Consider the following 24018-nt stretch of genomic DNA (forward strand, 5'->3'; position numbering starts at 1 on the left):
ATCTCACCGGTCTGCGCGCTGGGTTATAAGGAACCCGTCGCAGGCTGTTGGATTCAGATGATGAAGCAGCAGGATGGGCGCTGCAGGATTTGAACCCGCGGCAACTTGGTCCGAAGCCAAGCACTCTGTCCAGACTGAGCTAAGCGCCCGTATCCACATCTATCGCGCGACACCTTTTAAACGTCGTGGTTTTCTGTCGTGGAAATCGTATCCAGTTCATTTATACCGGGTGGCCCGAGTACGTCGCCGTATGACGACGACCGGACGTGCGAAAGGATTGTTCGAACTCACACGTCCGGGCAACGCATTCGCGGCGGGCGTCCTCACGTTCATCGGCGCGTTCGTGGCGGGGGGCGTCTTCACCGACCCGAAACCCGTGCAAGTGGCCGCCGCAGTACTGGCGACGTGGTTCGCGACCGGTGCAGGAAACGCGATCAACGACTACTTCGACCGGGATATCGACCGTATCAACGCACCGGAACGACCCATCCCGCGAGGTGCAGTCTCGCCACGAGGTGCGCTCGTGTTCAGCACCATGCTGTTCCTCGGAGCCGTGGTCGCGGTGCTCACGTTACCACTGCTCGCACTCGGTATCGCGGCGATCAACCTCCTCGCGCTGGTCGCCTACACGAAGATGTTCAAGGGGTTGCCCGGCGTCGGGAACGCAGTCGTCGCGTATCTCGGCGGAAGCACGTTCCTGTTCGGGAGCGCAGCCGTTGCAACTGGGGATCTTGGTGCTGCAACGATCCTCTTCCTGCTCGCCGCGCTCTCGACGTTCACGCGCGAAGTCATCAAGGACGTCGAGGACATGGAGGGGGACCGTGAGGAAGGGTTGAACACGCTTCCCCTGGCAATCGGCGCTCGGCCCGCTATCGCTATCGGTGCGGCCTTGCTCGTCGCCGCCGTGATAGCGAGTCCACTGCCGTACCTCTGGGGAACGTTCGGCCTGCCCTATCTCGCAGTCGTGATCCCGGCAGATGCCATCATGCTCTACGCGGCGTACGAGAGTCGAGACGACCCGACAGCGGGCCAGAACCACCTGAAATACGGGATGTTTCTGGCCGCCATCGCATTCGTGGTCGGTCGAGTCGTCATGCTCGTCTAGTCGTGTCCGTTGAACTGAATAGCAATCAAAAAGAATATAAGTGCTACATTATACATTAATCCCAGATGACACCGGGGGAGAACAGAGATACCTCGTCAGCGCCCCCCGAAGTGTGCCACATGGCCGTGAGGAGCTATCATGTATAACTTAGGAGAATCGTTCTCGGGAATGGAGGTCGATCCGGGGACGAATCTGCTCATCGCAGGGCCGCCGATGACGGGGAAACGGGACCTCGCACTCGACATCATCGCCGCTGGCGGTCGAACCGGTGATGGTGCGATCATCGTGACGACGAAAGACGGTGGCAAGCAGGTGTACACCGAATTCGAATCACTGGTCGATGGCGGGGAGTCTCCGATCGGTGTCGTGGACTGTGTCTCGAAGCAACAGGGGATGAACCCCCGTCATATGGACGGTGTCGAGTACACCTCGTCACCGATGGATATGACCGGAATCGGTATCCAGCTCTCCGAGTTCCTCCAGCGATTTTACGATTCGGGCGTGCGGACGAACCGGATCGTGTTCAACTCACTGTCGACGTTGCTCATGTATTCGAACTTACAGACCGTGTTCCGGTTCCTGCACGTGTTCACGGGACGCGTTCAGAGTGCGGAGGCCCTCGGTCTGTTCGTCATCGACTCGACTGCCCACGACGACCAGACGATGAGTACGCTCCGGCAGTTGTTCGATGGTGAGATCGAAGTTCGCGAAGCCGATGGAAACGAATCGGAAGTTCGGATGAAGGGCGTCGGCTCGATGAGCGGCTGGCAACCGCTGTAGACGCGGAGCTGGTGTGACAGCCGAATCCTTTTGCGCGAGTATCACGTCGTCTCTCCTATGCCAGTCGAAAACGACGACGAACTCCGAGACATCCTCGAACTCGACACCGTCGCGGTCGTCGGCTGTTCCACGACGCCCGGCAAAGACGCTCACGAGATTCCGAAATATCTCCGCGAGCACGGCTACGACGTCATCCCGGTCAACCCCTTCGCGGACGAGATCTTCGGCAGAAAAGCGTACGATTCACTGACGGACGTGGACGAGGAGATAGACATCGTAGACGTGTTCCGCCCGAGCGACGAAGTCGCCGGGATCGTCGAAAACGCCCTGGAACGCGACGACGTAGACGTCATCTGGACGCAGTTGGGAATCCGGGACGACGACGCCGCAGAACGAGCCGAAGACGCCGGAAAACGGGTCGTGCAAGACCACTGTATGAAGGTCGAACACGAACGGCTGATGGAGTAGCTAGCGGACACCGAGGAGGTTACGACGGACGTTCTCGTTCTACCCTTCCCATTCCGCGAACGAACGGTAGATGCCTTTCGAGAGGTAGCGTTCGCTGGAGTCGGGGAAGATGGTGACCACCGATTCGCCGGGCGCATCGACCTCACCGTCACGGATCTTCTCGGCGACCGTGCGTGCCGCGACGCTGGCCGCGCCCGCACTGGAGGCGACCAAGTGTCCTTCCTCGCGCGCGAGTCGTTTCAGTTCGTCGTGGGCTGCTCGGTCGGACACCTGGATGATCTCATCTACGAGGTCGGGTTCGAACAGTTCGTTCGTCGTCGGATCGTGCGTGCCGATACCCTCTATCTTGTACTCCGCTTCGTCGACGTTCGCACCCAACGTCTGCGAGTAGAGCGACCCTTCTGGTTCGACTGCGGCGACGTAGGTGTCGGGGTGCTGCTCGCGGGCGTACTTCGCCATGCCCATCAGGGTTCCTGCAGTGCCACACCCGGCGACGATGGCGCCGACGTCACCATCGAGTGCGTCGTAGATCTCCGGCGCGGTCGTCTCGTAGTGGGCTTCGACGTTCAGTGGATTCCCGAACTGCTGGGGGACGACGCCGTTTTCGGTCTCTTCGGCGAGCTGGTGGGCGCGGTCGATCGCACCACCCATCCCGTCCTCGGTCGGGGTGTTGATGACCTCCGCACCGAGCGCGCGCATGAGCTGCTGTTTCTCGACGCTGAACCGCTCGGGGACGACGAAGACGGCATTCACGTCGAGTTGGCCTGCCGCGATGGCGAACCCGATACCCGTGTTTCCGGCGGTCGGTTCGATGACCGTCCCACCGGGAACGAGGTCGCCGCGTTCGAGCATCTGTTCGACCATGTACTTCCCGATGCGATCTTTCACGCTCGCGCCGGGGTTGAACGACTCTAGCTTCGCGTACACCGGCACCTCGTCGGGTGCGGCGTGGACGCGAACGAGTGGCGTTCGCCCGGCGGTGTCGAGCACCGAGTCGAGCGGTTCCCGATGTGTCGTCATGCGCGAGAAAACGAAGGCGGGGCTGTTAGTCGTTGTTATGTGCTCGCTTCCGGCGTCTCGTCCGTGCTGGCCTCGTCAGTCGTCTCGTCTTCCGTGGTGGTTTCGTCAGCCTCCTCGGTTTCCGCTACGTCGTCCAGCACACCGTCGACGTCGATTCCCTGTTCTTCGGCCAGTGCCTCGATAAGTGCTCGTTGCTTCGCGTTCTCGGATTCGAGGTGTTGAACGCGCTCGTCCGTCGCCTCCAACGAGTCGCGGATGGCGAGCACCTGCTCCCGGAGTTCGTTAAGTTTGGCGTACAGTTTCTCCGCAGTATCAGCGACTTTCTGGATCTTCTTGGCCGTGCTTCCGAGTCCCATGTCTCGTGGTTCGTGCTGAAGTAATGTGATTTTTCCGACTCAAGCGGGGTGCTTAACTCGCTCGCGTGAGTGGTCGCAGCCATGAGCAAGCGACTCGCACCGAAGGTCGGAATAGTGTCGTCTCTGGCAGTGCTTGCACTCCTCGCGCTCCCGTATTTCATCGCGCCTGCGACCGCGGTTGGCGTCTACTATGAGACGATCCCGGTTCCCGTTCACTGGCTCGATACGATTTTCGCGCTCGTCGCGGTCATCGCCTTTGGCTCGGGGTTACAGGAGCGTTCCGACCCGGCAATCGTCGCTGGCGTCACACTCGTCCTCGGGGTGTTCATGGCCGTCATTACGCTCTGGTGGGCTGTCGTGACCTCCGCCGACACGCTCGTTGAATCTGCTCGGATGGACTCGCTCGTCTATCATCGCTGGGCATTCTTCCTCGTGACCCTTGCCGTTCCCACAAGCGCAGGTTGGTACGCACGAGACGTGCTGTAGTCATCCCTTTTCACCGTACAGCGGCCTGTTACCCCCGTTCAGTGGCCCTATAACAAAGTGGTGAGACGGCGGAGGTGGTTCCGTGTCGCCGGACGCTCACTCTCGACCGTGGTCGCACGTCTCTCTGCCACTGTTGGTCGCCGTCCTCGGTGTGATGCTCGGCGATGTCGTGACGACAGGAGTAGGACTCGAACTCGGACTCGAAGAGGGGAACCCGTTCGTCGCACACTTGCTTGCGGAGTTAGGAATCGCAGGACTCGTGCTCGTCAAAGTCATCACCGTCGTCCTGTTGGTTGTCCTCTCGGGGTTGACCCAGCGCTCTCGGCGAACCTTCCGACTCGGGAGTCTGGTGTATCTCGCGGTCGGGACGCTGGTAGTGCTCTCGAACGTCGTGGCCATCGCAACGGTCGGATAAACGCGGTCGCTGCGATTCGGGGCAGAAACCCGAAAGGCCCTTAAGGTGGTGTCGGCTACTTGTGGATGGACTAGGTCGGGCAGTTAGGCCCTGCTCCCAACCCGCGCTATGGTCTTGAGCGGGGACCGAACTCCGGATGCGTCCGGTCAGACCAGGCCGGGCCCCGGAAGCCAACGCAGAAGCCTCGTCCTGCGGGGACAGCGGTCTGCGACGGACACTCGCAGGGGTGTTTCGTCGTAGTTAGTCGGTGGCAATCCGTCAGGCACGGAAGTGAGCAGCGGACCATCGGACACCTGTCGCTCGTAGGATCGCGGGGTGGAGGAGGCAACCGGGATTCCCCGGTCCGGAACGCCGGGCAACTCCGGCCGTCCACATTCATATCGCATTCTCATCGCGCAGTTACGACGTTCGGATATCCCAGGAATCGAGTATGCTGGCGACGAACGCTTTCGTCCACCGTGCTCGCTTCTCCGGTTCGACATCGTCCTGCGTGACCTCGAAGAGACAGGACGGGATATCTTGACCGCGCCGAGTCTTGTTGATGAGTATCGGCGCTGTCACGTAGTCGGTCTGTTCGATGGGTGTGTGAACGAAGTCGTAGATCGGCTCGTAGCCAGTGACGTACTCCTCGTTCAGTAGTTTGGTGGCGGTTTTGATGCTCCGAACCACGTCGTCGTGGCTCGAATGGAAGACGTTCTGGCCGTAGCCCTCGTCGTCCTCGCGTTCGTAGATGCCTTTCGAACTGTGGAGGTCGATGAGCACGTCTGGGTCGTGGTCGAGAATCGACTCCCACATCTCCCGAGCGAGCGCGTTCTTCGGCTGTTCGCCGATCGGGAACTGGCGATTCAGATCCATCTCGCCGGGCCACTCCCGGCGGTGTTCCTCGACAGCTGGCGCGTTCGCTTCGGGAAGGACGACCAGCGTTCCGGCATCGATATCCCACTCGCGGATGTCGTTGGCCGCCCGGTAGCTGCTCTCTTCGTTCCCGTGCATCCCGCCGACGACGTACGCGGTCGGGCCGGGGTTCCCCGACCGAATCTCGTACACCGTCGTCTCCTGTTCGGTTCCGGCACGAATCAGCGACGTGGAGACGACCCTGGTGGCTTCGCCATTCGTCGTGGTCAATTCGGATGTCGGTGGCGATGTCGATGTCGCCCGACGCGTTCGAGAGGTCGTCGCCGCCCCGGCCTCGCCGTCTTGCGAATCGTTCCCGGCACACCCAGTGAGAACGACCGCACCGCCGACCGAGCCACTGCCCACGGTCGAGAGGAACGCTCGCCTACTCAAACTCATACTGGAAAAAATAACATCTCGAACGACTTTAACGCTCTTGCAGATTCGCTGAAACTACTGGCTATCTATACTATTCTCGCCTGTCACTCGGTGTCGACTTCTCCGAATCGACGAGCATCCGGTGCCGATTTCAAAGACTCATCGGAGATTAGCACGTCCCGATCGGGGGACCGACGGGGAGACAGATCCCGTCGTCGGTCGACTATCCGATTTCGATATCGATGCCGTCGATTTCGACCTCGGTTTCATCGTCGTTGCAATCGCCGCTATCGAGATCGTCGAAGTCGTCGTCGAAATCACTGTGGTCGAGTTCGATGCCCGTCTCGAATCCCACGGTTCCTTCTCGATGACAGTCGATAGCCCGGACGTTGCTCACACCGATGTTCGAAAACCCGACGCCGACCACTCCCGTTAGCGCAATGCCCCTGTAACTGAATTCTCTGCGGGAAGCCGTTCGATCCTGTCGTATCCTTTTCTCCCCCTTCCCCGGTGGTGATGGCCCTGATTCTCGGTCAGGGGGTTCGTTCTGTGTCACCGTTCAGGTTTCCCGGTACACATCTGATTCTTTCGATGGAGGGCCCGACTACCTTCGGTGGTTTTGCGGTGAGACATCCCAAACGACACAATATGTCAAATTCAGTATTTATTGTATCTGGAGCCGCGCAGCGAGAAATCGAGTGGGGCGTTCGGTGTGCGTTTCAGTCGCCGCTCAGTGCCTGTAGTTCGGCGGGGTTGCCGACCTCGACGCCACCGGTAAGCTGGCGGTGGGGGTAAGGCATGTCGATGCCTTCCGCGTCGAATCGCTCTTTTACGGCCTTCACGTACTCGCCGCGCGTCTTCACGAAGTCACCTCGCCGCGGGTCGTCGATCCAGAATCGAGATTTGAGTCCGACCGCGGAGTCGCCGAGTTCGGTGAGTCGAACCGACGGGCCGGGGTCATCGAGAATCTCCGGATGGTTCTCGGCCTCCTCGATGAGGATGTCGGTCGCCTGTTCGATGTCGTCGTCATAGCCGATGCCGAAGAGGAACTGGATGCGGAGTGTGTCGTGTGCCACCGGGTTCTTGATGACCCCGTCGGTCAACACCGAGTTCGCCACGGTGAGGAGTTCGTTATCGAAGGTTCGCACGCGGGTCACGCGAAGGTCGATATCCTCGACGATGCCCGAGTAGGTTCCGTCGTCCCACTCGATCCAGTCGCCGATCTTGAACGGTTTGTCCGTGAAGATGAACACGCCAGCGACGAAGTTGGCGAGGATATCCTGCAGGGCGAAACCTATTGCGAGTGTTGCTGCAGCAGCGACGGTTGCAAGTGCAGTGAGTATGTTTCCGAATCCTGCGAAGGCGAATGCCATCCCGGCAGCCGCGAACAGGACGACCAACTGGGTGACCTTCGTGAGCGGTTTCTTGACGCTCTGGTCGTAGCCGCGACTGTCGAGCAGTCGTTTGACGAGTGGGATGACGAAGATTCGACCGAGCAGATAGATGACGACGAACGAGATGACGAATACGATAGCCTGTGCCGTAGGCTCTGCGAAATTCTCGCCAAGACCAAAATCCATCAGTAACTTCTCGACAACTGTGTTCGCTCCCTGATTCCCGTTTTCGGATTGCATCAGTGGTACACCGCCGTATTCCCACGTGTCTCTATCAGATCGGCATTCACCTCGTCTGCCAGTTCTCCTGCGAGTTCCTCGGTCGAGGTTCCGCCTCGGGCTGCGCGAAGGAACTTCACCTTCACGAGTTTGTTGTTCTGCAACTGATCTTTCAGCTCGTCGGTGACAGCACCGAGACCGCTCTTTCCGACCCAGACGGTCACGTCGAGGTCGTGTGCCTGCTTTCGCAACTCCTGATCGTTCATGACTGCGGAGTAGTTGTGTGCGATTGCTTTTAAACCTTACAGCCGACAGGTCGGGCACATACCGAGGGAGTGAATACCTTGCACTCTGCTCCGGGTTTCAAAGCCTTTGTATCGCATGACTCCTGAGATTCGCACATGACTGCGAAGGTCGTCGTGCTCGGTGCTGGTTATGCTGGTGCTGGCGCGATACAGCAACTCGAAGCGGAACTCGACAACGCCGACATCACGTGGGTGTCGGACACCGATTACCACCTCGTGTTGCACGAATCCCACCGTGTCATCCGCGACCCCCGAGTCAAGGACAAGATCACGCTCCCGGTTCAGGATGTCAAATCCCCGAGCACCAGATTCGTGCAGGACACCGTCACGGGCGTCGATACGGACGAGCGAACGGTCGAACTCGAAGCCAGCGACGGCATCGACTACGATTATCTCCTCGTCGCGCTCGGCAGCAAGACCGCCTACTACGGTATCCCCGGCATGGCGGAGAACTCGCTCACGCTCAAAGGACTCGACGACGCACTGGAGATCCACGACGCGGTCAAGGACGCCGCGAAGACCGCCTCCCGAAACGATCCCGCGAAGGTCGTCATCGGCGGTGCCGGACTATCTGGCATCCAGAGCGCAGGCGAGATCGCCGAGTACCGCGACAAACACCGCGCGCACATCGACATCTATCTCGTGGAGGCGCTGGACGAGATCATGCCCGGACAGGATCCCGAACTCCAGGGCACGGTGAAGAAGTACCTGCTCGAAAAGGACATCAACATCCTCACGGGCGACCCTATCACCGAGGCAGCCGAGGACGAGATCCAGTTCGACCAGGGCGAACCCCTCGAATACGACGTGTTCGTCTGGACCGGCGGCGTCACGGGCCGCGACGCGATGAACGACTGTGGACTCGACAACGAGCACAACCGAGTCACCACCGAGTCGAACTTCCAGACCAGCGACGACCGCGTGTTCGCCATCGGCGACTGTGCCATCATCGACCAGGGGGACAACCCGGCCCCGCCGACCGCACAGGCCGCGTGGCAGGCCGCCGAAGTCGTCGGTGAGAACATCGCACGGTCCATCCGTGGCCAGCCACTCGCCACGTGGACGTACGACGACAAAGGGACGCTCATCTCCATCGGCGACGACGCGGTCGCCCACGGGATCGACATCATCCCGGTCAGCACCTTCAACTCCTACGGAGCCAAGTTCCTGAAGAAGTTCGTCGCCGCACGCTGGATCGCGGACGTGACCTCGTGGAACCGCGCGATCAAAGCGTGGGACGTGCTGTAATCGGCGAAATCGACCTTTCGCGTTTTCCGATCGACTCGTTTTTCCCCGCACCCTCGAACGCCTCGACAGAAACGACGCCGGAATCGAAACGACCTGACTTTACGGAATCGAACGCCTCGACCTCACGGAATCCGAACGTCGTGCGAGAGCGTTCCGATGCCTTCGATCTCGACATCGACGTGGTCACCATCTTCGAGTGGTGCCACACCCGAGGGTGTTCCCGTGATGATGACGTCGCCCGGTTCGAGCGTGAGATAGGTCGTGATCTCCGCGATGAGTTCCGGCACGGAGAAAATAAACTGATCGCGCGAGGACTCCTGCCGGACTTCGCCGTTCACGCGCAGTCGAACCGTCGCGTCGTCGGGCACTTCGTCGGGTGTCGCCACGACCGGGCCGAGTGGACAGGAGTGGTCGAACGCCTTGCCGCGCACCCAGTTCTGTTCGCGGTCCTGATCGTCGCGGTTCGAGATATCGTTCGCGCACGTGAACCCGGCGACGACGTCCATCGCGTCTTCTTCGGCGACGTTGCGACACTGCTCGCCGATGACGACACCGAGTTCGACCTCGTGGTCGATGCGCTCCTTTCCGGCGGGGAGCGTGACGGTGTCGCCGTGTGAGGCGACCGTATTCGGTGGCTTGAGGAACAGGAGCGGCCGGTCGGGAACGTCTTTGTTTCGCTCCGCCGCGTGGTCGGCGTAGTTCAGGCCGACGCAGACGATCTTCGTAGGTTCGCACGGTGCGAGAATATCGACCTCGTCGGGAGCGTAAGTGTCGTCGGCGAATCGGAGTTCGCCGTCTGTCCATTCGCCGGTTCTGATGGACCCGGCAGGGTCGCGGAAGCGTACTCGTCGCATACGCGGTTTGTCGCGGTCGTGCGCCTAAATCGTTCGGACTCCGGTAATCCGTCGATGTCGCCCACGACCGCCAACATCCTTTAAGGCCGATTATGCACTACTGACGACCGCACCATGGAACTCACTTGGCACGGACATTCGACGTGGCACGTCACCGTAGACGACACCGAACTCCTCATCGATCCGTTCTTCGACAACCCGAAGACGGACACCGACCCGGAGGAACTCGACCCGGACTACGTCCTCCTCACGCACGGGCACGCAGACCACATCGGAGACGTCGACCGGTACGAGGGAACAACGCTGGTCGCAACACCCGAAGTCGTCGACTACTGCCGTGACGAGTACGGTGACTTCGACGCCGCCGGCGGAATGGGGATGAATCTCGGGGGTACCGTCGAGTGCGGTGATGCGTACGTGACGATGCACCGCGCCGACCACACCAACGGGATGGATACCAGCTACGGTGCCTCCGGCGGGATGCCAGCGGGCTTCATCATCTCGGATACGAAGCCGACACAGGTCTCTGACGAGGAGAGCGAGACGTTCTACCACGCGGGTGACACCTCGCTGATGACCGAGATGCGCGAGATCATCGGCCCGTACCTCGAACCCGACGCCGTGGCCGTTCCTATCGGCGACCACTTCACGATGGGGCCATGGCAGGCGGCCATCGCGGTCGATTGGCTCGACCCCGAGTTCGCGTTCCCGATGCACTACGACACCTTCCCACCCATCGAACAGGACACCGACGACTTCGTGCGCGAAGTGGAGGCGACCGGCAACGACGCCGAGGTTCGCGTGCTCGAGGGCGACGAAACGTTCGACCTGACAGACGAACTGTCGTACTGAGGGTCATCGCATCCGATCCCTACTTCTCTGCGTCAAGTGCGACCGGAAGAACAATACTTAGGAGCGTTGCGAGAGACCGTCGAAACGCAATGCCAGAAGTCACCACTACGTCTGAAGAAGGGTTCAGTGCCGAAAACGACGTCCGCGATTTTGCCATCAGCATCGACGCGACGGGTGAAGACGCCCCCGACACGCTCGAAACCCTGCTCGCGTCGTACGGCTCCTGCTACGTCCCCGCCCTGCGCGTCGGCGGCGAGCAGCGCGGTGCTGGCGACCTCGGGAAGATCGAGATCGACGTCACCGGCGAGCTAAATGACGACGACAAACTCGACGCCATCGGCTTCAACATCCGATGGGAAGCGGACACCGACGACGAGACGGCTGACGAAGTCGTAGAACGCGCGTTCGAACTCTGTAAGGTTCACGACGCCCTGAAAGAGAGCCTCCACGCAGAGGCCTCCGTCGAAACCGGCGCATTCTAAGGAACCTCCGAACCCCGAAAGGGAAGCGTTAAAAACCGCGCGGCGGAACGTGGGGGTATGAGTCAGACGCAAAAGCAGGCGCGAAAATGCGTCTCGTGCGGGATCAATATCTCCGGCACGAACGCCGCGTCCTTCAAATGCCCCGACTGCGGGCAAACTATCTACCGCTGTGCAAAGTGCCGCAAACAAAGCAACCTCTACGAGTGCCCCGACTGTGGGTTCCTCGGACCATAACAATGGGAAAAGTCGCAGCCAAAATCAAAGTGATGCCGCAGAGCCCGGATATCGACCTCGACGACCTCCAGGATCGACTGGAGGATTCGCTCCCCGAAGGAGCGAAGATCAACGGCTTCGAACGTGACAACGTCGCGTTCGGTCTCGTCGCGCTCCTGCCGACCGTCATCGTCCCCGACGATGCCGGTGGCACGGAAGCCGTCGAGGAGTCGTTCTCGACCGTCGACGGCGTCGAGAGCGTCGACGTGCAGAACGTCGGTCGAATTTAGATCGATTTTTTCGACTTTCGAACTCTCACCCCGTTAGTGACTCGTACACTGCTCGAACGTCGGCATTGTCACCTTCGACGGAGCCACCGTGATAGCAGAGCGTTCGGTGCACGTCGAACTGCGTGAGTTTTCCCACCGAGTCGATCGCCTCGTCCATCTTGGGTGTGAATCTCTCGTTCGGCCCAGCAAGACCGTTTTCGTCGGCGGTCATGGCGTCACCCGCGATGAGCAGGTCGGAATCGGGGAGAATCAGCGAGACGTGACCCGGCGTATGCCCCGGCGTTTCGACGACCCACATCGGCCCGGCTTCGGTTCGGAAGACGACGCCTTCGACCACTTGCACGTCCACCGGAACCGGCGGATAGCGGTCGCCCGACGATTTGATGGGGTCTTCGTCGCCCTCGATGGCTGGCGCATCTCGGGGATGGGCCATCACTGTTGCGTCGGTTCGGGAGACCAGTTCGCTCGCGCCGCCCACGTGGTCGCCATCCTGATGGGTCAACAGGAGCGTCTCCACGTCTTCGAACTCGAATCCGTCGTCGGCGAGCGCCGACGCAAGGCCGTCTATCTGCCCCGGAAAGCCAGCATCGAGAAGGATGAGTCCGGTTTCGGTTTCGACGCCTGCCGGATGGATGGTCGTCTGGTGGTCGCCGCGGTCGAAGGTGAGCGGGAACGAATAGACGTGCTGGTCGAGCTTCATACCTCGCCCAACGAGAGCCACCTGCCTGAATCGTTTGGCTGAACTGGTTCTCAATCGAGAACCGTGTCGAACGCCTGCTGGAGGTCGACCTTCAGGTCGTCAACGTGCTCGATGCCGATGCTGGCGCGGATGAGACCGTCAGAGAGTCCTGCGGCGTGGCGCTCTGCTTCCGGAATCGCGGCGTGGGTCATCGTCGCTGGCTGTTCGATGAGCGATTCGACACCGCCGAGGCTCTCAGCGAGGGTGAAGACTTCTGTCTCCGAGACCACGTCTGCGGCCTCTTCCAGCGAGGCGTCGAGTTCGAAGCTCACCATGCCGCCGAAGTCGTCCATCTGCGCTGCTGCGAGGTCGTGACCGGGATGCGATTCGAGGCCGGGGAAGTACACCGTCTCGACCGCCTCGTGGTCGTCCAGCCAGTGGGCGATGTCGCGGGCGTTGTCGCAGTGGCGATCCATCCGCACGCCGAGCGTTTTGGTGCCGCGAAGGACGAGGAAACAGTCGTGGGGGCCGGGCGTCGCGCCGACGCTGTTCTGGTAGAAGCCGAACTGCTCGTCCAATTCGGTGTCGTCCGTGATGAGCGCGCCACCGACCACGTCGGAGTGGCCGCCGAGGTACTTCGTCAGCGAGTGCGAGACGATGTCAGCACCGAGTTCGAGCGGGCGCTGGAGGTACGGCGTGGCGAAGGTGTTGTCCACGGCACAGAGCGCGTCGTACTCGTGGGCGACCTCGGCAGTTCCGTCGATGTCAACGACGTTGAGCAGTGGGTTCGTCGGCGTCTCGACCCAGACGAGTTCGGTGTTCTCGCGCATCGCGGACTCGGTTTCACCGAGGTCGGTCATGTCCACGAAGTCGAATTCGAGGTCGTACTTCTCGTAGACCTGCGTGAAGATGCGGTGGGTACCGCCGTACACGTCCTCGCTGGCGACCACGTGGTCGCCGGACTCGAGCAGGTTCAGGACGGTGTTGATAGCGCCCATCCCGCTGGAGAAGGCACGGCCGTATTCGCCGCCTTCGAGGCTGGCGAGGTTGGCTTCGAGGTCGGTGCGCGTCGGGTTGCCCGTCCGGGAGTACTCGTATCCTCGGTGGTCGCCGGGGCCGTCCTGCACGTAGGTCGAGTTGGCGTAGATGGGCGTCATCAGCGCACCCGTCTCCTCGTCAGGTTCCTGTCCAGCGTGGATAGAGCGCGTTTCGAACTGGAAGTCGTCGCGGTCGGTCATGGGCGAGGAGAGGTAGTGCGGGCAGGTTACTCTTGTCCTTCATCGCCGACCGACGAGTCGGATGGGAAATCCACCCCACCTCTCGGACGCGGAACGTACCTTTTATAACCGTCACCGAACAAGAGCGTCATACGACTATGCCGAGTTCGCACGGACCGTACCACAGCACCCGCGAAAAGTTGTCTAACAACCCCCGAGATCGCGGCACATCGCCGCCACAGCGCGCAGTCCAGGAGTTCGAGGAAGGACAGAAAGTCCATCTCAAGATCGACCCGAGCGTCCGCGAAGGACGCTTCCACCCCCGATTCGACGGTCGAACGGGTGAGGTCGTCGGCAAGCAAGGGAAAGCCTTCAAAGTCATCATCAACGATGGTGGCAAGGACAAGACGCTGATCGTCAAGCCAGCTCACCTCCGCGCTCAGGAGTAACTCCATGACGATCTTCAAGGAAAAGCTCGACGAGGACTATCTCACTACGGCAGAGGCTAAGGAACTGCTCTCGGACATCGAGTACGAACGCGCGATGGACGAGACCCGCGATATGCCCTACAACCTCTCGCGTGCCATCGAGCACGTCAACCGGTTCGCGGTTCTTGACGCTGAGGAGTCCCGAGATCTGGTCGAAGAGCTGCGTGAGCTGGAGAAGGTTGACGAACCGACGGCGTTCAAGATCGCAGACCTCCTGCCGAAAGACCGCGACGAACTCCGAGCGATCTACGCACAGGAACGATTCACACTCTCCGGTGACGAACTGGACGAGATCCTGAACGTCGTGGCGAAATACGAGTAAACTGACCGACTCTTTAAGTTACTCGTCACCGTACTACGTGGCAATGAGCGAATCCGAGAGTGGCCGCGAAGCGGTGGCTGTGGTGCTGGACTTTCTTCCGCATGGTAGGGCGGACGACGACCGGCCTCGGTACCAGAAGGAACCGCTCGCGTACGCACTGACAGAATCGGACTTTCACCTGCTCGAACTCACGTTCGAACAGGATGGGGGCGTCGGAATCGGTGACCATGTCACCGTCGAACCGCCGGGAGACCGAGATGGCGTCGAGAAAGTACGGAAGATAGAGTACAGCGACCTGTCGGCGGCCGCACAGTCCGAACTCGAACACGCCGTCAGAGACATCATCGACAGCGATGAACAGCGCTTCGTCGATTTCTACAACGACGCACAGCCCATCACCCTCCGGCTTCACCAGTTGAATCTGCTGCCGGGAATCGGGAAGAAGCTACGGAACAACGTGCTCGAAACGAGAAAGCGCCAGCCCTTCGACAGCTTCGACGATCTCGAAGACCGCGTTTCCGGGCTTCACAACCCGAAAGAGGTGCTGGTCGAGCGGATTCTCGAAGAAGTTCGGGAAGACGACCTGAAGTATCGGACGTTCGCGCGGCGCGACTGACCTCGTTTTCGCCGATTTCGCTCTCGTCGCTTTCGGTCGTTCGGCTAGCGATCAGTTTTCGTCGCTTTCGAGATGTTCGCGCGCGAACTCCGAGAGGGATTCCCATCCCGTCTTCTCGCCGAGTCGTTCGATCGCCTGTCCGAGCGACTCTCCGGCACCGAGCGACTCCTCCGAACCTTCGACCGGCGTAATTTGCTCGTCTTCAGGGTGGACTCTCCCCCTGAACGTCGAACGAGACTCCGGGTTGTAGAAGACGGGGTCGCCTTCATCTTTCACACCCACGTATTCGGCGCGGTCGTACTCGTCGTCGTCGATGTCCCATTCGGCGACGTCCGGATGTATTGGATTTCGTCGTCCCATGTTCGAACCTCCCTTCGTTCTGACTAGACACGCGAGCGCAGTAAGAGTGGTGGCTACTGACGACTGCAACTCGGTGGGTTTAGGCCACTCGCTCTGGAAGACCGAAATAACGATGGAACGCGCGCCACACGAGGAACACGGTCAGAGAGACCCCGACGCCCTTATCCAGCGAGCAGGCGTTCGTGGCGACCCGAACCGTGACCAGCACTTCCTCGTGGACGACCGAGTCGTCGATCGCATACCGACGTACGCCGAGGAGATGGATCGCTCGCACGTCCTCGAGATCGGGGGCGGGCCGGGCGTACTCACGGATCGACTGCTCGCCGTCGCAGACCGAGTAACCGTCGTCGAACGCGACCCGACCTTCGCCGAGTTCCTGCGGCGGGAGTTCCGGGACGATTGCGAGGCTGGCAGACTGACGGTCGTCGAGGGCGATGCACTGAGCGTCGAACTCCCCGACTTAACCGCCTGCATCGCCAACCTTCCGTACGGAATCTCCAGCGAGATCGCGTTTCGCCTGCTCCCGCTGGGCAAGCCACTGGTGTTGATGTTCCAGAAAGAGTTCGCAGAGCGCATGGCCGCAGAGGCCGGAAGCGACGATTATGGCCGACTCTCCGTGACGGCACAGCATTATGCCGACGTGGAAGTCGTCGAGCACGTCCCGCGCGAGGCGTTCGCGCCACAACCGGAGGTGTCGAGCGCCATCGTCCGCACGACGCCGCGAAAGCCGGATTACGAAGTGGACGACGAAGCGTTCTTCCTCGATTTCGTGAAGGCGGTCTTCACCCAACGTCGGAAGACGATTCGAAACGCGATTCGCAATACGGCCCACATCTCGGGCCTGGACGACCCCGACGCGGTGGTCGACGCACTCGAAACCCCCGATTCCGACGTTCTGGGCGACGACATCCTGCGGAAGCGTGCCGGTAAGGTGACGCCCGCACAGTTCGCCGCGATGGCGAAGGTCGCAGACGAGTTCAGGCGAGGTGGCGGCTGATGGCGAAGTGGATCGAGCAGATCGGCAACCTCACCATGCTCGACGTGCGGTTGTTCATCACGGCATTCGTCGTTATCGCCATCGCTGCCGTGTTCTTCATCGCGTGGCAGATGTGGCCACGCTTGCGAGAGAGGATGCCGGATGCACTGGCGAACGTCCTCGTGATCGGATTCCTCACCGTGTTTTTCGCACTCGGGGGGGTGACGTTACTGTTCTTGTGGGAGGTCGTCAATACGGCACTCATCATCCCTACCGATTGGGAGGATTGGATAAACACATTGATAACTGACTGGACGGGCGTCAAGGTCACGATGACCGTCGTGACGCTCTCTGTGGCATACGTCGCAGCAAGCCTAACCCGGCAAGGGATAGAACGCATGACAGACCAACGCGATGCGTTCTCCCAGCACCAGACGAGGGTGATGATCCGCGTCGCACAGCTCTCCGTGTACGTCGTCGGGTTCACCGCCGTACTCGGCGTCTGGAACGTCGACATCACCGGCCTGCTCGTCGGTGCTGGATTCCTCGGTATCGTCGTCGGTATGGCCGCCCGCCAGACGCTCGGCTCGTTGCTTGCCGGATTCATGCTGATGTTCGCCCGCCCGTTCGAGATCGGTGACTGGGTGGAGATCGAAGAGCGCGAAGGAATCGTGACGGACATCTCCGTCGTCAACACACGCATCCAGACGTTCGACGGCGAGTTCGTGATGATTCCGAACGACGTAGTCGGCGGGAGTACCATCGTCAACCGGAGCCGGAAAGGGCGGCTGCGACTGGAGGTGGACGTGGGTATCGATTACGACGCGGATATCGAGAAAGCCGCCAGTCTGGCGAAGGATGCGATGAAGGAACCGGACGACGTGCTGTCGGTACCGTCGCCGGAGGTCGTGACGAAGGAACTCGCCGATTCCGCCGTCGTCCTCGGCCTGCGATTCTGGATCGACAAGCCGAGTGCGCGCCGGAAGTGGCGTGCACGGACGGAGGTCATCGGGGCAGTCAAGCGTGCGTTCGAGAACGAGGGAATCAAGATTCCCTTCCCGCAACGTGAACTCTCGGGGCGCGAGGAGACCGGTGGATTTCAGGTCGCTGGCAAACAGCAGCGTGAACTCGGCGCGACGGCGGACGGCGGTGAGCGCGAGCGAACCGCCTCGGACGAGGACGGTGACGAGGAATGACCGACCTCGCAGACCGACGCGGAATCGAGAGGGCGGTGTACCAACCGGCGGAGGATTCGCACCTGCTGGCCGAGGTAGCGGGCGAGGAGGTGTCCTCGAACGAACTCGTGCTCGAAGTCGGGACGGGTTCGGGATACGTCGCCGAGTACGTCGGAGACGAGACTGGCGCGCGAGTGTTCGGGTCGGACGTGAATCCACACGCCTGTGAGCGCGCACGCGAGCGCGGCGTCGAGGCGGTTCGTGGCGACCTCGTCGCCCCATTTCGCGATGGCGTCTTCGACGCCGTCCTGTTCAATCCACCATACCTCCCGACCGACTCAGAGGAAGAACGCGACGACTGGATGGAACGAGCATTGTCGGGTGGCGAATCGGGGCGAGAGGTCATCGACCCATTTCTCGACTCCGTCGGACGAGTGCTGGCTCCGGAGGGTCGAGTGTTCCTCCTCGTCAGTAGTCTCTCCGGCGTCGAGGAGGTAGTCGAGCGGGCGAGCGCGAACGGGTTCAGTGCAGTCGCGCTCCGGGACGAGTCGTTCCCCTTCGAGACGCTGACGGTGCTGAAGTTGGTCCGTTGATAACTGTCGATAATTTTCTGGTATGGAAAATATTAAAGCCCAGCATACCATACGGTCGGGTACCATGACCGAGCGCATCGCAACCACACCGGGGGTCTTCCCCCTTCCGGACTGGGCGAAAGACGACCTTTCTGACGTCAAAGGACACCAGAAAGACGACCTCATCACCGGCGATGAGGGGCCAGAACTAGCCGCCATCTACGACGACGCGCGTGCCGAAGTCGTCGAGGGACAGCAGGATGCCGGACTCGACCGCATCGTGGAAGGACAACTGCGCTGGGACGACATGCTCGCGCATCCACTCACGGTTCACGATTCGGTGGAGACGGGTGGCATCGTCCGGTATTACGACAACAACAACTTCTATCGTGACCCCATCGTGGTGGACGAACTCACCTTCGATGGCGACGTGGCCTCGGAACTGGAGGCGGCGAGCGAACTCACCGACGACGTACAGGCCGTCCTCCCCGGCCCGTACTCGCTCGCCGACCTCGCAACCGACGAGTACTATGGTGACAACGAGGAGTTCCTCGCCGGAGTTGCCGACTTCCTGGCAGGGGAAGTCGCGGCGTTCCCCGATGTCGAGACGCTGTTCCTCCTCGAACCGTCGCTCGTGACGAACGCACCCGGCGACGAGACGGACGCCCGTGCCAGCGAGGCGATCGACGTGGTGGCCGAGGCGACCGACGCCGAGGTGGTCGTCCACACCTACTGGGGCTCGCTCGACGAGAAGGTTCACGCCCATCTGCTGGACGCCGACGTAGACGCAGTGGGGTACGACCTCGTCACCGACCACGAAGGTAGTCTCTACAACGTCAACGAGTACGGAACGAAAGATTCCGTCGCGCTCGGTCTCGTGGACGGCCAGAACACCCTGGTCGAATCGTCGGAAACTATCGCGGAGCGCGTCGAATGGTTCGAGGAGAACACGCCGGTCAACGAGTTCGATACCGCCTACCTGACGAGCAACACCGAACTGTTCTACCTGCCGTACAACAAGTTCGAGGCGAAACTCGCGGCGCTGGCTGAAGCGGCACAGGTGCAGGAGGTGCGAGCATGAGTAGCGAGATCCCGGAGGAATCTCGAAGTAGCGAGCGGGGAGGAACGACCCGCGAGCAGAGCGACGCACGCTCCCAGTTCGAACCCCCGGAGCACGACAACGACCACTTCATCCTGACGACTGTCGTCGGCAGCTACCCCAAGCCCAAGTGGGTGGACAGGGCGCGTGACCTGTACGACGACCCCGACGCCGACTTCGACGAGAAAGCGTTGGAAGAAGCACAGAACGACGCGTCTCGGCTCATCACGTCCGAACACGAGCGCGCGGGCCTCGACGTGGTGGTCGATGGTGAGATGCGGCGCAACGAGATGGTCGAGTACTTCGCCCACCGGATCGACGGCTACGAGTTCAATGGCCCGGTGAAGGTGTGGGGGCACAACTACTTCGACAAACCGAGCGTCGTCTCGGAAGTCGAGTACGACGAGACGTGGCTCGTGGACGAGTACGAGTTCACCAGCGAGGTCGCAGAGCGCCCCGTGAAGGTTCCGATCACCGGTCCCTACACGCTGGCGAGCTGGAGTTTCAACGAAGCCTACGACGACGAAGAATCGCTGGCTTACGACCTCGCCGACCTCGTGAACGAGGAGATAGAGAAACTGGTGGACGCCGGAGCGCGCTACATCCAGATCGACGAACCCGCGCTGGCGACGACGCCCGACGACCACGCCATCGTCGGGGGATGTCTGGAGCGTATCGCTGACGGCATCCCGGACGACGTGTATCTCGGATTGCACGTCTGCTACGGCGACTACTCGCGCATCTACCCTGAGATTCTGGAGTTCCCGGTGGACGAGTTCGATCTCGAACTGGCGAACGGCGATTACGACCAACTGGACGTGTTCCGCGACCCCGAGTTCACGGCGAACCTCGCGCTCGGCGTCACCGACGCCCACGACGCCACCGTCGAGAGCGTCGAGGAGATCAAGGCGAACATCGAGAAAGGGCTCGAGATCGTCCCACCGGATCAGTTGACGGTGAGTCCCGACTGTGGTCTCAAACTCCTTCCGCGTGAGGTCGCCTACGAGAAGATGGCCAACATGGTGCAGGCCGCACGCGAGATCGAGGCAGAACTGGATTCGGGCGAGTTGGAGGTTCGTCGCACGCCCGTCAGCGCGGACGACTAGCGACGGTTCAGAGTCGAAGTGGTTTTCGGGGATTACAGCCTTCATGGCGGGGTCTTACTGACTTGTACTGATTTGTACTGTTTTGTACTGGATTCGGATGATTCTGCTAACACCGTGTTAACGTCTCGAAAAGCTCTCTTTCGTACTTCGTGCGCCCCCACCGACGCAGTGACGTCGTCCCAGAAAGCCCTCGCGGGCTATTCTCGCGCGAACCGCCCTGCGCTCCTCGGCGCTCCCGCTGGTCGTGCCTGCGGTGTTTAGGGGTCGGGCTTCGCCTACTCCGCTCGCCCTATCAGTCCACCAGGGAGTTGTCTGGACGGGCCGGGAACTTCCGTGACTGACAGGCGTGAACTCTCGACGGTGATTGGCCAGCAATCGTGGTGGCGCGCGAAGACGACCCTCCGGGTCGTCCGCGCGAGGGACGAGCGACCACCGGGAGCGAGGGGGTTGGGGAGGACGAGGTGCGGTGGCGGTTGCGGGGTGGGACTGAAAGGGGCCGTCGTCTCGGCGAAGGACGACGACGTAAGTACTGGAGCGACCGGAGGGAGTGAAGCGCGCTACGAGGTCGCCGCGAACATAGTGAGCGGCGACGAGCGAGCGCCCCGCGCTCGCGTAGCGCTCGAGTCGAGACGACGGGGGCTTTCGAGGACTCTGTTACGTCGATAGCTCGTCTGTAGTGACGATGGCGTCCAAAGGCTTTCTGGGACGACGTCACTGCGGTAATTTACGCCTCAAAGCAAAGGTGTCTGGAAACTTCGTTACCGCTTTCGACTCGTCCTCCGAGAACGAAACGATTCCGATGCTATAGCCGTTAAACTAGTCCCCGTGCTAGTCCACCGATTCCACCGGCGACCAGCGGAATCGCCACTGCCAAGAGAGTGATCTGACCCATCTCAAGCGCCGGAGCAAGTGCACCGCGAGCCGCTAGCAATCCCGCGAAGACCAGCAGGGCGAGCACACCGAACCCGAGTCCGGCGAGGATGCCGCGTCTCCAGTCGCGCGTGGGAAGACTGACCAGCACGCCACCGACCAGCAAGCCGAGCCAGTGCACCCACGCCAGTGCGAGGCCGATGATCGCGCCGACGCCGATCAGCACCCAGCGGAGAGTGCCGTCGTTCTGGAGGTCGTCGAATCGCCTCGCCGCATCCTCCCCTCGAACCTCGTCGAGTCGGTTCATCGTGCTCCCTCCTCGAACGTGGCGGCGACATCACCACGAATCTCGTGTGTCATCGGTTTGTACTTCGTGTCTGCCCACTCTCTGAGTTGATCACGGTAGTGGTCGGAGAAGTAGTCACCCGAGTTGCCACCCGGCAGGATGGCCTCCGAATCGTCGTCCATCGGGCAGATCATCCGCCAACTGCTCCCCGCAGCGGACTCCACCCGATAGTTGTTCACGGTGTGACTCGACCCGTCGGTCGGGATGTGGGGGTAGTTCAAGAACGACTGGTCGAAGGGATGCGTGATGGCCCGCGTCGTGTTGTAGTCGCCGTAAGTCCGGTACCCCTCGTCCTCGATTTTCTTTAGCGCATTCCGCAGGGCGCGCACCATCACCGCCTTCCTGCCGTCGCCGCCGAACCATCGTTTACCTCGGAGGTGCGCCAGCACCCAGTCGCGGGGGTAGTAGCTCTCGTCCAACCCCGCGCGTTCGAACTCTTGTCCCAGCGTCTCCTCGCGGAAGGCGTCGAACCAGTGCGCAAACACCAGCGCACCCCACGAATCGCGGCTCATCCGGTAGTTCCACCCTGAGAGCGTCTTTACCGCCGACTGAAGGCCGTCTTTTCCACGCGCGGCGTCGAGCAGTTCGGGCACGAGCTGCTGGGCGCGCTTGTCCAGCGCGTCGTCCTGTATCGCCTCCATCGTCGCCACGTCTATCCCCGAGCCGGACGCCACCGCTTCGTCCAGCAGTTCGTAGATTCGCTGGCCGCGGTAGGGGCTGGAGTAGGCTTCCGAGAGATACGGGTCGTCGGTGACGCGCTGGTTCGCGGTGGCCAGCAGGTCCGGGTTGATGACGTGCGGTTTCTCCTCGAACGGGACGAACCCTTCCCACGTCGAGACGCCGAAGGGTTCGAAGCCTCTCCACTCGCCCTCCCCGGCAGAGCCATCGAAGATCCGGTCACCGCGCACCTGCTTGCCGTCTACCATCCGTCTCGGAATCCGACCGGTGACGTAGTAGAGCGTGTTTCCATCGCGGTCGGCGTAGACGAGGTTCTGTGTCGGCAGGTCGAACTGCCGCGTCGCGGCGAGTACGTCGTCCATCCCCTCACTCTTGCTGTACCGGTGGATCGCCAGCGTCGTCTCCGTCGCGGTGTGGCCCGTCCACGCGACACCGACGCGGTACGCTTCGTCGTCCAGCATCTCCCGTTCCAGCAGCGGGCCGTGAACCGTCTTCCGAACCGTCACGCGGCGGCTCTCGCCATCGGCCACTTCGATCTCCCGCGTCGTTTCGTCGAACTCGCGCCACGCACCTTCGTATCGATAGCGGTCGCCGTCGGTCTCGTAATCGTAGAAATCGATGACGTCCGCACCCGTATTCGTGAATCCCCACGCCCCGGCGTGGTTCTCCCCGATGACGACGAACGGGACACCCGGAAAGGTGACCCCACGCACTCGCATCCCGTCTACCCGCAGGTTCATCTCGTACCAGACGGGCGGCGCCATCAGGGTCAGGTGCGGGTCGTTCGCCACGATGGGCTTTCCGCTCTTCGTGTGTTTCCCGGAGACGACCCAACTGTTCGACCCGATTCCGTGTCCGCGTTCGAACTTGCCCACCCAGTCCAGCAGTGGCGTTCCGACCGTGCTCCCCGACGAACCGTACCCTGACAGATCGTACCCCGGCGAGACGTACTCGTTCGAGCCGTCTCCACTCTCGTCCCCGCCCCCGCCGCCTCGGATGATGGGCGAATCGTGGTCGAGGCGTGCGGGATAGAGGTCACGGGCGGCTTCGCCACCGAGTTTCTCCGCGACCTTCGCCCGCCGGAGTGTGAGGAAACTCCCCGTCAGGTTCCACGATATCTGCTTTTCCATCAGCATGGTGTCCGCGGGCGTCCACGGTGCGGGTTCGTACTCCAGCAGACCGAACTCCAGCGGAAGCGATTCGTTCTCGATGTAGCTGTTGACGCCTTCGGAGAACGCCGCAACGAGTTTGCCGGTGTCGGTGTCCGAGACGTGGTTCCACGTGGCTTCTGCCGCACCCGCGAAATCCATCTGGACGTGGAACTCGTCCGACTCCAGGGCCACCTCGCCCACGACAGCGGACACTTGGCCGCGCATCAGTCGGCGCTGGAGGTCGAGCTGGAACAATCTGTCTCGAGCCTGTGCGTACCCCACCGCGAAGTACAACGACTGCTCGTCGTCGGCCGTGACGTTCGGGACACCGTCCTCGTCGTACCGGAGTTTGGCGTCCCCGTAGGGACTTTCGACGCGCCCGTCGGGTGGGTCGGTCGCCCCGTCCCACGCAGACCCGGAGAGAGGGGCGAATCGCTGGAGGTAGCTCTCGACCGGGGATAGGACACCCCCGGCAACGCTCCCGCCGAGGATGGCTCCGACGAGCGCGCGGCGGGTGATGTCAGTATCCATGTATCGAACTGTGAGGGAGTCGATATAAATGGATGTATCCCGACAATCGAACCCATCGGGCCGATCAGGTCAA

At 61.4% G+C, this 24018-nt stretch carries 31 protein-coding genes, 1 tRNA gene and 1 other RNA gene; 20 read left to right on the forward strand and 13 right to left on the reverse strand.

Annotated elements, in window-relative coordinates; genetic code table 11:
• Window positions 1-74: 74 nt before the first annotated feature.
• A tRNA-Arg gene (locus tag ACR3FE_RS06610) sits at window positions 75-149 on the reverse strand.
• Between the two features lie 101 nt (window positions 150-250).
• Between ACR3FE_RS06610 and ACR3FE_RS06615 the strand changes: the two genes are divergently transcribed.
• The 3 genes from ACR3FE_RS06615 (at window position 251) to ACR3FE_RS06625 (ending at window position 2353) form a co-directional block, all read left to right on the forward strand.
• On the forward strand, window positions 251-1105 hold the full coding sequence (locus ACR3FE_RS06615) for a geranylgeranylglycerol-phosphate geranylgeranyltransferase (RefSeq protein ID WP_458206290.1): 855 nt from the start codon (window positions 251-253) through the stop codon (window positions 1103-1105).
• 138 nt (window positions 1106-1243) lie between these two features.
• On the forward strand, window positions 1244-1885 hold the full coding sequence (locus tag ACR3FE_RS06620) for an RAD55 family ATPase (protein ID WP_458206291.1): 642 nt from the start codon (window positions 1244-1246) through the stop codon (window positions 1883-1885).
• Window positions 1886-1942: 57 nt separating this feature from the next.
• Window positions 1943-2353, forward strand: coding sequence for a CoA-binding protein (locus ACR3FE_RS06625; protein ID WP_458206292.1), 411 nt, complete (start codon window positions 1943-1945; stop codon window positions 2351-2353).
• A 39-nt stretch (window positions 2354-2392) separates the two neighbouring features.
• On the opposite strand, the gene ACR3FE_RS06630 is transcribed toward ACR3FE_RS06625, so the two are convergent.
• Complete coding sequence (locus ACR3FE_RS06630) at window positions 2393-3373, reverse strand: PLP-dependent cysteine synthase family protein (protein WP_458206293.1); 981 nt, start codon at window positions 3371-3373, stop codon at window positions 2393-2395.
• 35 nt (window positions 3374-3408) lie between these two features.
• A complete protein-coding gene (locus tag ACR3FE_RS06635; protein ID WP_458206294.1) occupies window positions 3409-3729 on the reverse strand; it encodes a DUF5798 family protein in 321 nt (106 codons plus the stop codon).
• 81 nt (window positions 3730-3810) lie between these two features.
• On the opposite strand from ACR3FE_RS06635, the gene ACR3FE_RS06640 reads away from it, so the two are divergent.
• The 3 genes from ACR3FE_RS06640 to ffs all read left to right on the forward strand — a co-directional run bounded on the left by ACR3FE_RS06640 (window position 3811) and on the right by ffs (window position 5005).
• The gene (locus ACR3FE_RS06640) at window positions 3811-4215 is read left to right on the forward strand and encodes a DUF7548 family protein (protein WP_458206295.1); all 405 of its coding nucleotides are present in this window, start codon (window positions 3811-3813) and stop codon (window positions 4213-4215) included.
• An 82-nt stretch (window positions 4216-4297) separates the two neighbouring features.
• Window positions 4298-4630, forward strand: coding sequence for a DUF5658 family protein (locus tag ACR3FE_RS06645; protein WP_458206296.1), 333 nt, complete (start codon window positions 4298-4300; stop codon window positions 4628-4630).
• A 63-nt stretch (window positions 4631-4693) separates the two neighbouring features.
• Window positions 4694-5005, forward strand: an RNA gene (gene ffs, locus ACR3FE_RS06650) — signal recognition particle sRNA.
• Window positions 5006-5029: 24 nt separating this feature from the next.
• Here ffs and ACR3FE_RS06655 read toward each other — a convergent pair.
• The 4 genes from ACR3FE_RS06655 to ACR3FE_RS06670 form a co-directional block, all read right to left on the reverse strand.
• Complete coding sequence (locus ACR3FE_RS06655) at window positions 5030-5923, reverse strand: succinylglutamate desuccinylase/aspartoacylase family protein (protein ID WP_458206297.1); 894 nt, start codon at window positions 5921-5923, stop codon at window positions 5030-5032.
• Between the two features lie 202 nt (window positions 5924-6125).
• On the reverse strand, window positions 6126-6299 hold the full coding sequence (locus ACR3FE_RS06660) for a hypothetical protein (protein WP_458206298.1): 174 nt from the start codon (window positions 6297-6299) through the stop codon (window positions 6126-6128).
• Window positions 6300-6621: 322 nt separating this feature from the next.
• Window positions 6622-7536 carry a mechanosensitive ion channel family protein gene (locus ACR3FE_RS06665; RefSeq protein ID WP_458206299.1) on the reverse strand — a complete coding sequence of 305 codons (915 nt, stop codon included), beginning with the start codon at window positions 7534-7536 and terminating at the stop codon, window positions 6622-6624.
• Window positions 7536-7781, reverse strand: a complete 246-nt coding sequence (locus ACR3FE_RS06670) for a YhbY family RNA-binding protein (RefSeq protein WP_458206300.1) — start codon at window positions 7779-7781, stop codon at window positions 7536-7538. The genes ACR3FE_RS06665 and ACR3FE_RS06670 overlap by 1 nt, the downstream gene beginning before the upstream one ends.
• 135 nt (window positions 7782-7916) lie before the next feature.
• Between ACR3FE_RS06670 and ACR3FE_RS06675 the strand changes: the two genes are divergently transcribed.
• Window positions 7917-9068 carry an NAD(P)/FAD-dependent oxidoreductase gene (locus ACR3FE_RS06675; RefSeq protein ID WP_458206301.1) on the forward strand — a complete coding sequence of 384 codons (1152 nt, stop codon included), beginning with the start codon at window positions 7917-7919 and terminating at the stop codon, window positions 9066-9068.
• 122 nt (window positions 9069-9190) lie between these two features.
• On the opposite strand, the gene ACR3FE_RS06680 is transcribed toward ACR3FE_RS06675, so the two are convergent.
• Entirely contained in the window at window positions 9191-9922 is a 732-nt protein-coding gene (locus ACR3FE_RS06680; RefSeq protein ID WP_458206302.1) for a fumarylacetoacetate hydrolase family protein, read from the reverse strand.
• A gap of 114 nt (window positions 9923-10036) precedes the next feature.
• On the opposite strand from ACR3FE_RS06680, the gene ACR3FE_RS06685 reads away from it, so the two are divergent.
• The 4 genes from ACR3FE_RS06685 to ACR3FE_RS06700 all read left to right on the forward strand — a co-directional run bounded on the left by ACR3FE_RS06685 (window position 10037) and on the right by ACR3FE_RS06700 (window position 11759).
• Entirely contained in the window at window positions 10037-10774 is a 738-nt protein-coding gene (locus ACR3FE_RS06685; RefSeq protein ID WP_458206303.1) for a metal-dependent hydrolase, read from the forward strand.
• A gap of 89 nt (window positions 10775-10863) precedes the next feature.
• Window positions 10864-11256 carry an OsmC family protein gene (locus ACR3FE_RS06690; RefSeq protein WP_458206304.1) on the forward strand — a complete coding sequence of 131 codons (393 nt, stop codon included), beginning with the start codon at window positions 10864-10866 and terminating at the stop codon, window positions 11254-11256.
• 57 nt (window positions 11257-11313) lie between these two features.
• On the forward strand, window positions 11314-11490 hold the full coding sequence (locus ACR3FE_RS06695; protein WP_007978781.1) for an HVO_2753 family zinc finger protein: 177 nt from the start codon (window positions 11314-11316) through the stop codon (window positions 11488-11490).
• A 2-nt stretch (window positions 11491-11492) separates the two neighbouring features.
• Window positions 11493-11759, forward strand: a complete 267-nt coding sequence (locus tag ACR3FE_RS06700; RefSeq protein ID WP_458206305.1) for an elongation factor 1-beta — start codon at window positions 11493-11495, stop codon at window positions 11757-11759.
• Between the two features lie 25 nt (window positions 11760-11784).
• Here the strand turns inward: ACR3FE_RS06700 and ACR3FE_RS06705 are convergent, their stop codons facing one another.
• The gene (locus ACR3FE_RS06705) at window positions 11785-12459 is read right to left on the reverse strand and encodes an MBL fold metallo-hydrolase (RefSeq protein WP_458206306.1); all 675 of its coding nucleotides are present in this window, start codon (window positions 12457-12459) and stop codon (window positions 11785-11787) included.
• Window positions 12460-12509: 50 nt separating this feature from the next.
• Window positions 12510-13676 (reverse strand): cystathionine gamma-synthase, encoded by a 1167-nt coding sequence (locus ACR3FE_RS06710; protein ID WP_458206307.1) that lies wholly within the window; start codon window positions 13674-13676, stop codon window positions 12510-12512.
• Window positions 13677-13813: 137 nt separating this feature from the next.
• On the opposite strand from ACR3FE_RS06710, the gene ACR3FE_RS06715 reads away from it, so the two are divergent.
• The 3 genes from ACR3FE_RS06715 to ACR3FE_RS06725 are packed head-to-tail and all read left to right on the forward strand — an operon-like array spanning window position 13814 to window position 15081.
• Window positions 13814-14104, forward strand: a complete 291-nt coding sequence (locus ACR3FE_RS06715; protein WP_458206308.1) for a 50S ribosomal protein L21e — start codon at window positions 13814-13816, stop codon at window positions 14102-14104.
• A gap of 4 nt (window positions 14105-14108) precedes the next feature.
• Window positions 14109-14465: an RNA polymerase Rpb4 family protein gene (locus ACR3FE_RS06720; RefSeq protein WP_458206309.1), complete on the forward strand. Its 357-nt coding sequence runs from the start codon at window positions 14109-14111 to the stop codon at window positions 14463-14465.
• Between the two features lie 43 nt (window positions 14466-14508).
• A complete protein-coding gene (locus ACR3FE_RS06725) occupies window positions 14509-15081 on the forward strand; it encodes a DUF655 domain-containing protein (RefSeq protein WP_458206310.1) in 573 nt (190 codons plus the stop codon).
• Between the two features lie 51 nt (window positions 15082-15132).
• Here the strand turns inward: ACR3FE_RS06725 and ACR3FE_RS06730 are convergent, their stop codons facing one another.
• A complete protein-coding gene (locus ACR3FE_RS06730; RefSeq protein WP_458206311.1) occupies window positions 15133-15441 on the reverse strand; it encodes a hypothetical protein in 309 nt (102 codons plus the stop codon).
• A gap of 112 nt (window positions 15442-15553) precedes the next feature.
• On the opposite strand from ACR3FE_RS06730, the gene ACR3FE_RS06735 reads away from it, so the two are divergent.
• The 6 genes from ACR3FE_RS06735 to ACR3FE_RS06760 all read left to right on the forward strand — a co-directional run bounded on the left by ACR3FE_RS06735 (window position 15554) and on the right by ACR3FE_RS06760 (window position 21035).
• A complete protein-coding gene (locus tag ACR3FE_RS06735) occupies window positions 15554-16438 on the forward strand; it encodes a 16S ribosomal RNA methyltransferase A (RefSeq protein WP_458206312.1) in 885 nt (294 codons plus the stop codon).
• Window positions 16438-17613, forward strand: a complete 1176-nt coding sequence (locus ACR3FE_RS06740; RefSeq protein ID WP_458206313.1) for a mechanosensitive ion channel family protein — start codon at window positions 16438-16440, stop codon at window positions 17611-17613. Before ACR3FE_RS06735 ends, ACR3FE_RS06740 begins: the two co-directional genes overlap by 1 nt.
• Window positions 17610-18185, forward strand: coding sequence for a HemK2/MTQ2 family protein methyltransferase (locus ACR3FE_RS06745; RefSeq protein WP_458206314.1), 576 nt, complete (start codon window positions 17610-17612; stop codon window positions 18183-18185). Before ACR3FE_RS06740 ends, ACR3FE_RS06745 begins: the two co-directional genes overlap by 4 nt.
• Before the next feature lie 64 nt (window positions 18186-18249).
• Window positions 18250-19245, forward strand: coding sequence for a 5-methyltetrahydropteroyltriglutamate--homocysteine methyltransferase (locus ACR3FE_RS06750; RefSeq protein WP_458206315.1), 996 nt, complete (start codon window positions 18250-18252; stop codon window positions 19243-19245).
• Window positions 19242-20369 (forward strand): methionine synthase, encoded by a 1128-nt coding sequence (locus ACR3FE_RS06755; protein ID WP_458206316.1) that lies wholly within the window; start codon window positions 19242-19244, stop codon window positions 20367-20369. The genes ACR3FE_RS06750 and ACR3FE_RS06755 overlap by 4 nt, the downstream gene beginning before the upstream one ends.
• Window positions 20370-20702: 333 nt before the next feature.
• Window positions 20703-21035 carry a hypothetical protein gene (locus ACR3FE_RS06760; RefSeq protein WP_458206317.1) on the forward strand — a complete coding sequence of 111 codons (333 nt, stop codon included), beginning with the start codon at window positions 20703-20705 and terminating at the stop codon, window positions 21033-21035.
• Window positions 21036-21180: 145 nt separating this feature from the next.
• On the opposite strand, the gene ACR3FE_RS06765 is transcribed toward ACR3FE_RS06760, so the two are convergent.
• Entirely contained in the window at window positions 21181-21546 is a 366-nt protein-coding gene (locus ACR3FE_RS06765) for a hypothetical protein (protein WP_458206318.1), read from the reverse strand.
• Window positions 21543-23945, reverse strand: coding sequence for a penicillin acylase family protein (locus ACR3FE_RS06770; protein WP_458206319.1), 2403 nt, complete (start codon window positions 23943-23945; stop codon window positions 21543-21545). The genes ACR3FE_RS06765 and ACR3FE_RS06770 overlap by 4 nt, the downstream gene beginning before the upstream one ends.
• Window positions 23946-24018 lie beyond the last annotated feature (73 nt).

This window comes from Haladaptatus rarus (assembly GCF_054177585.1).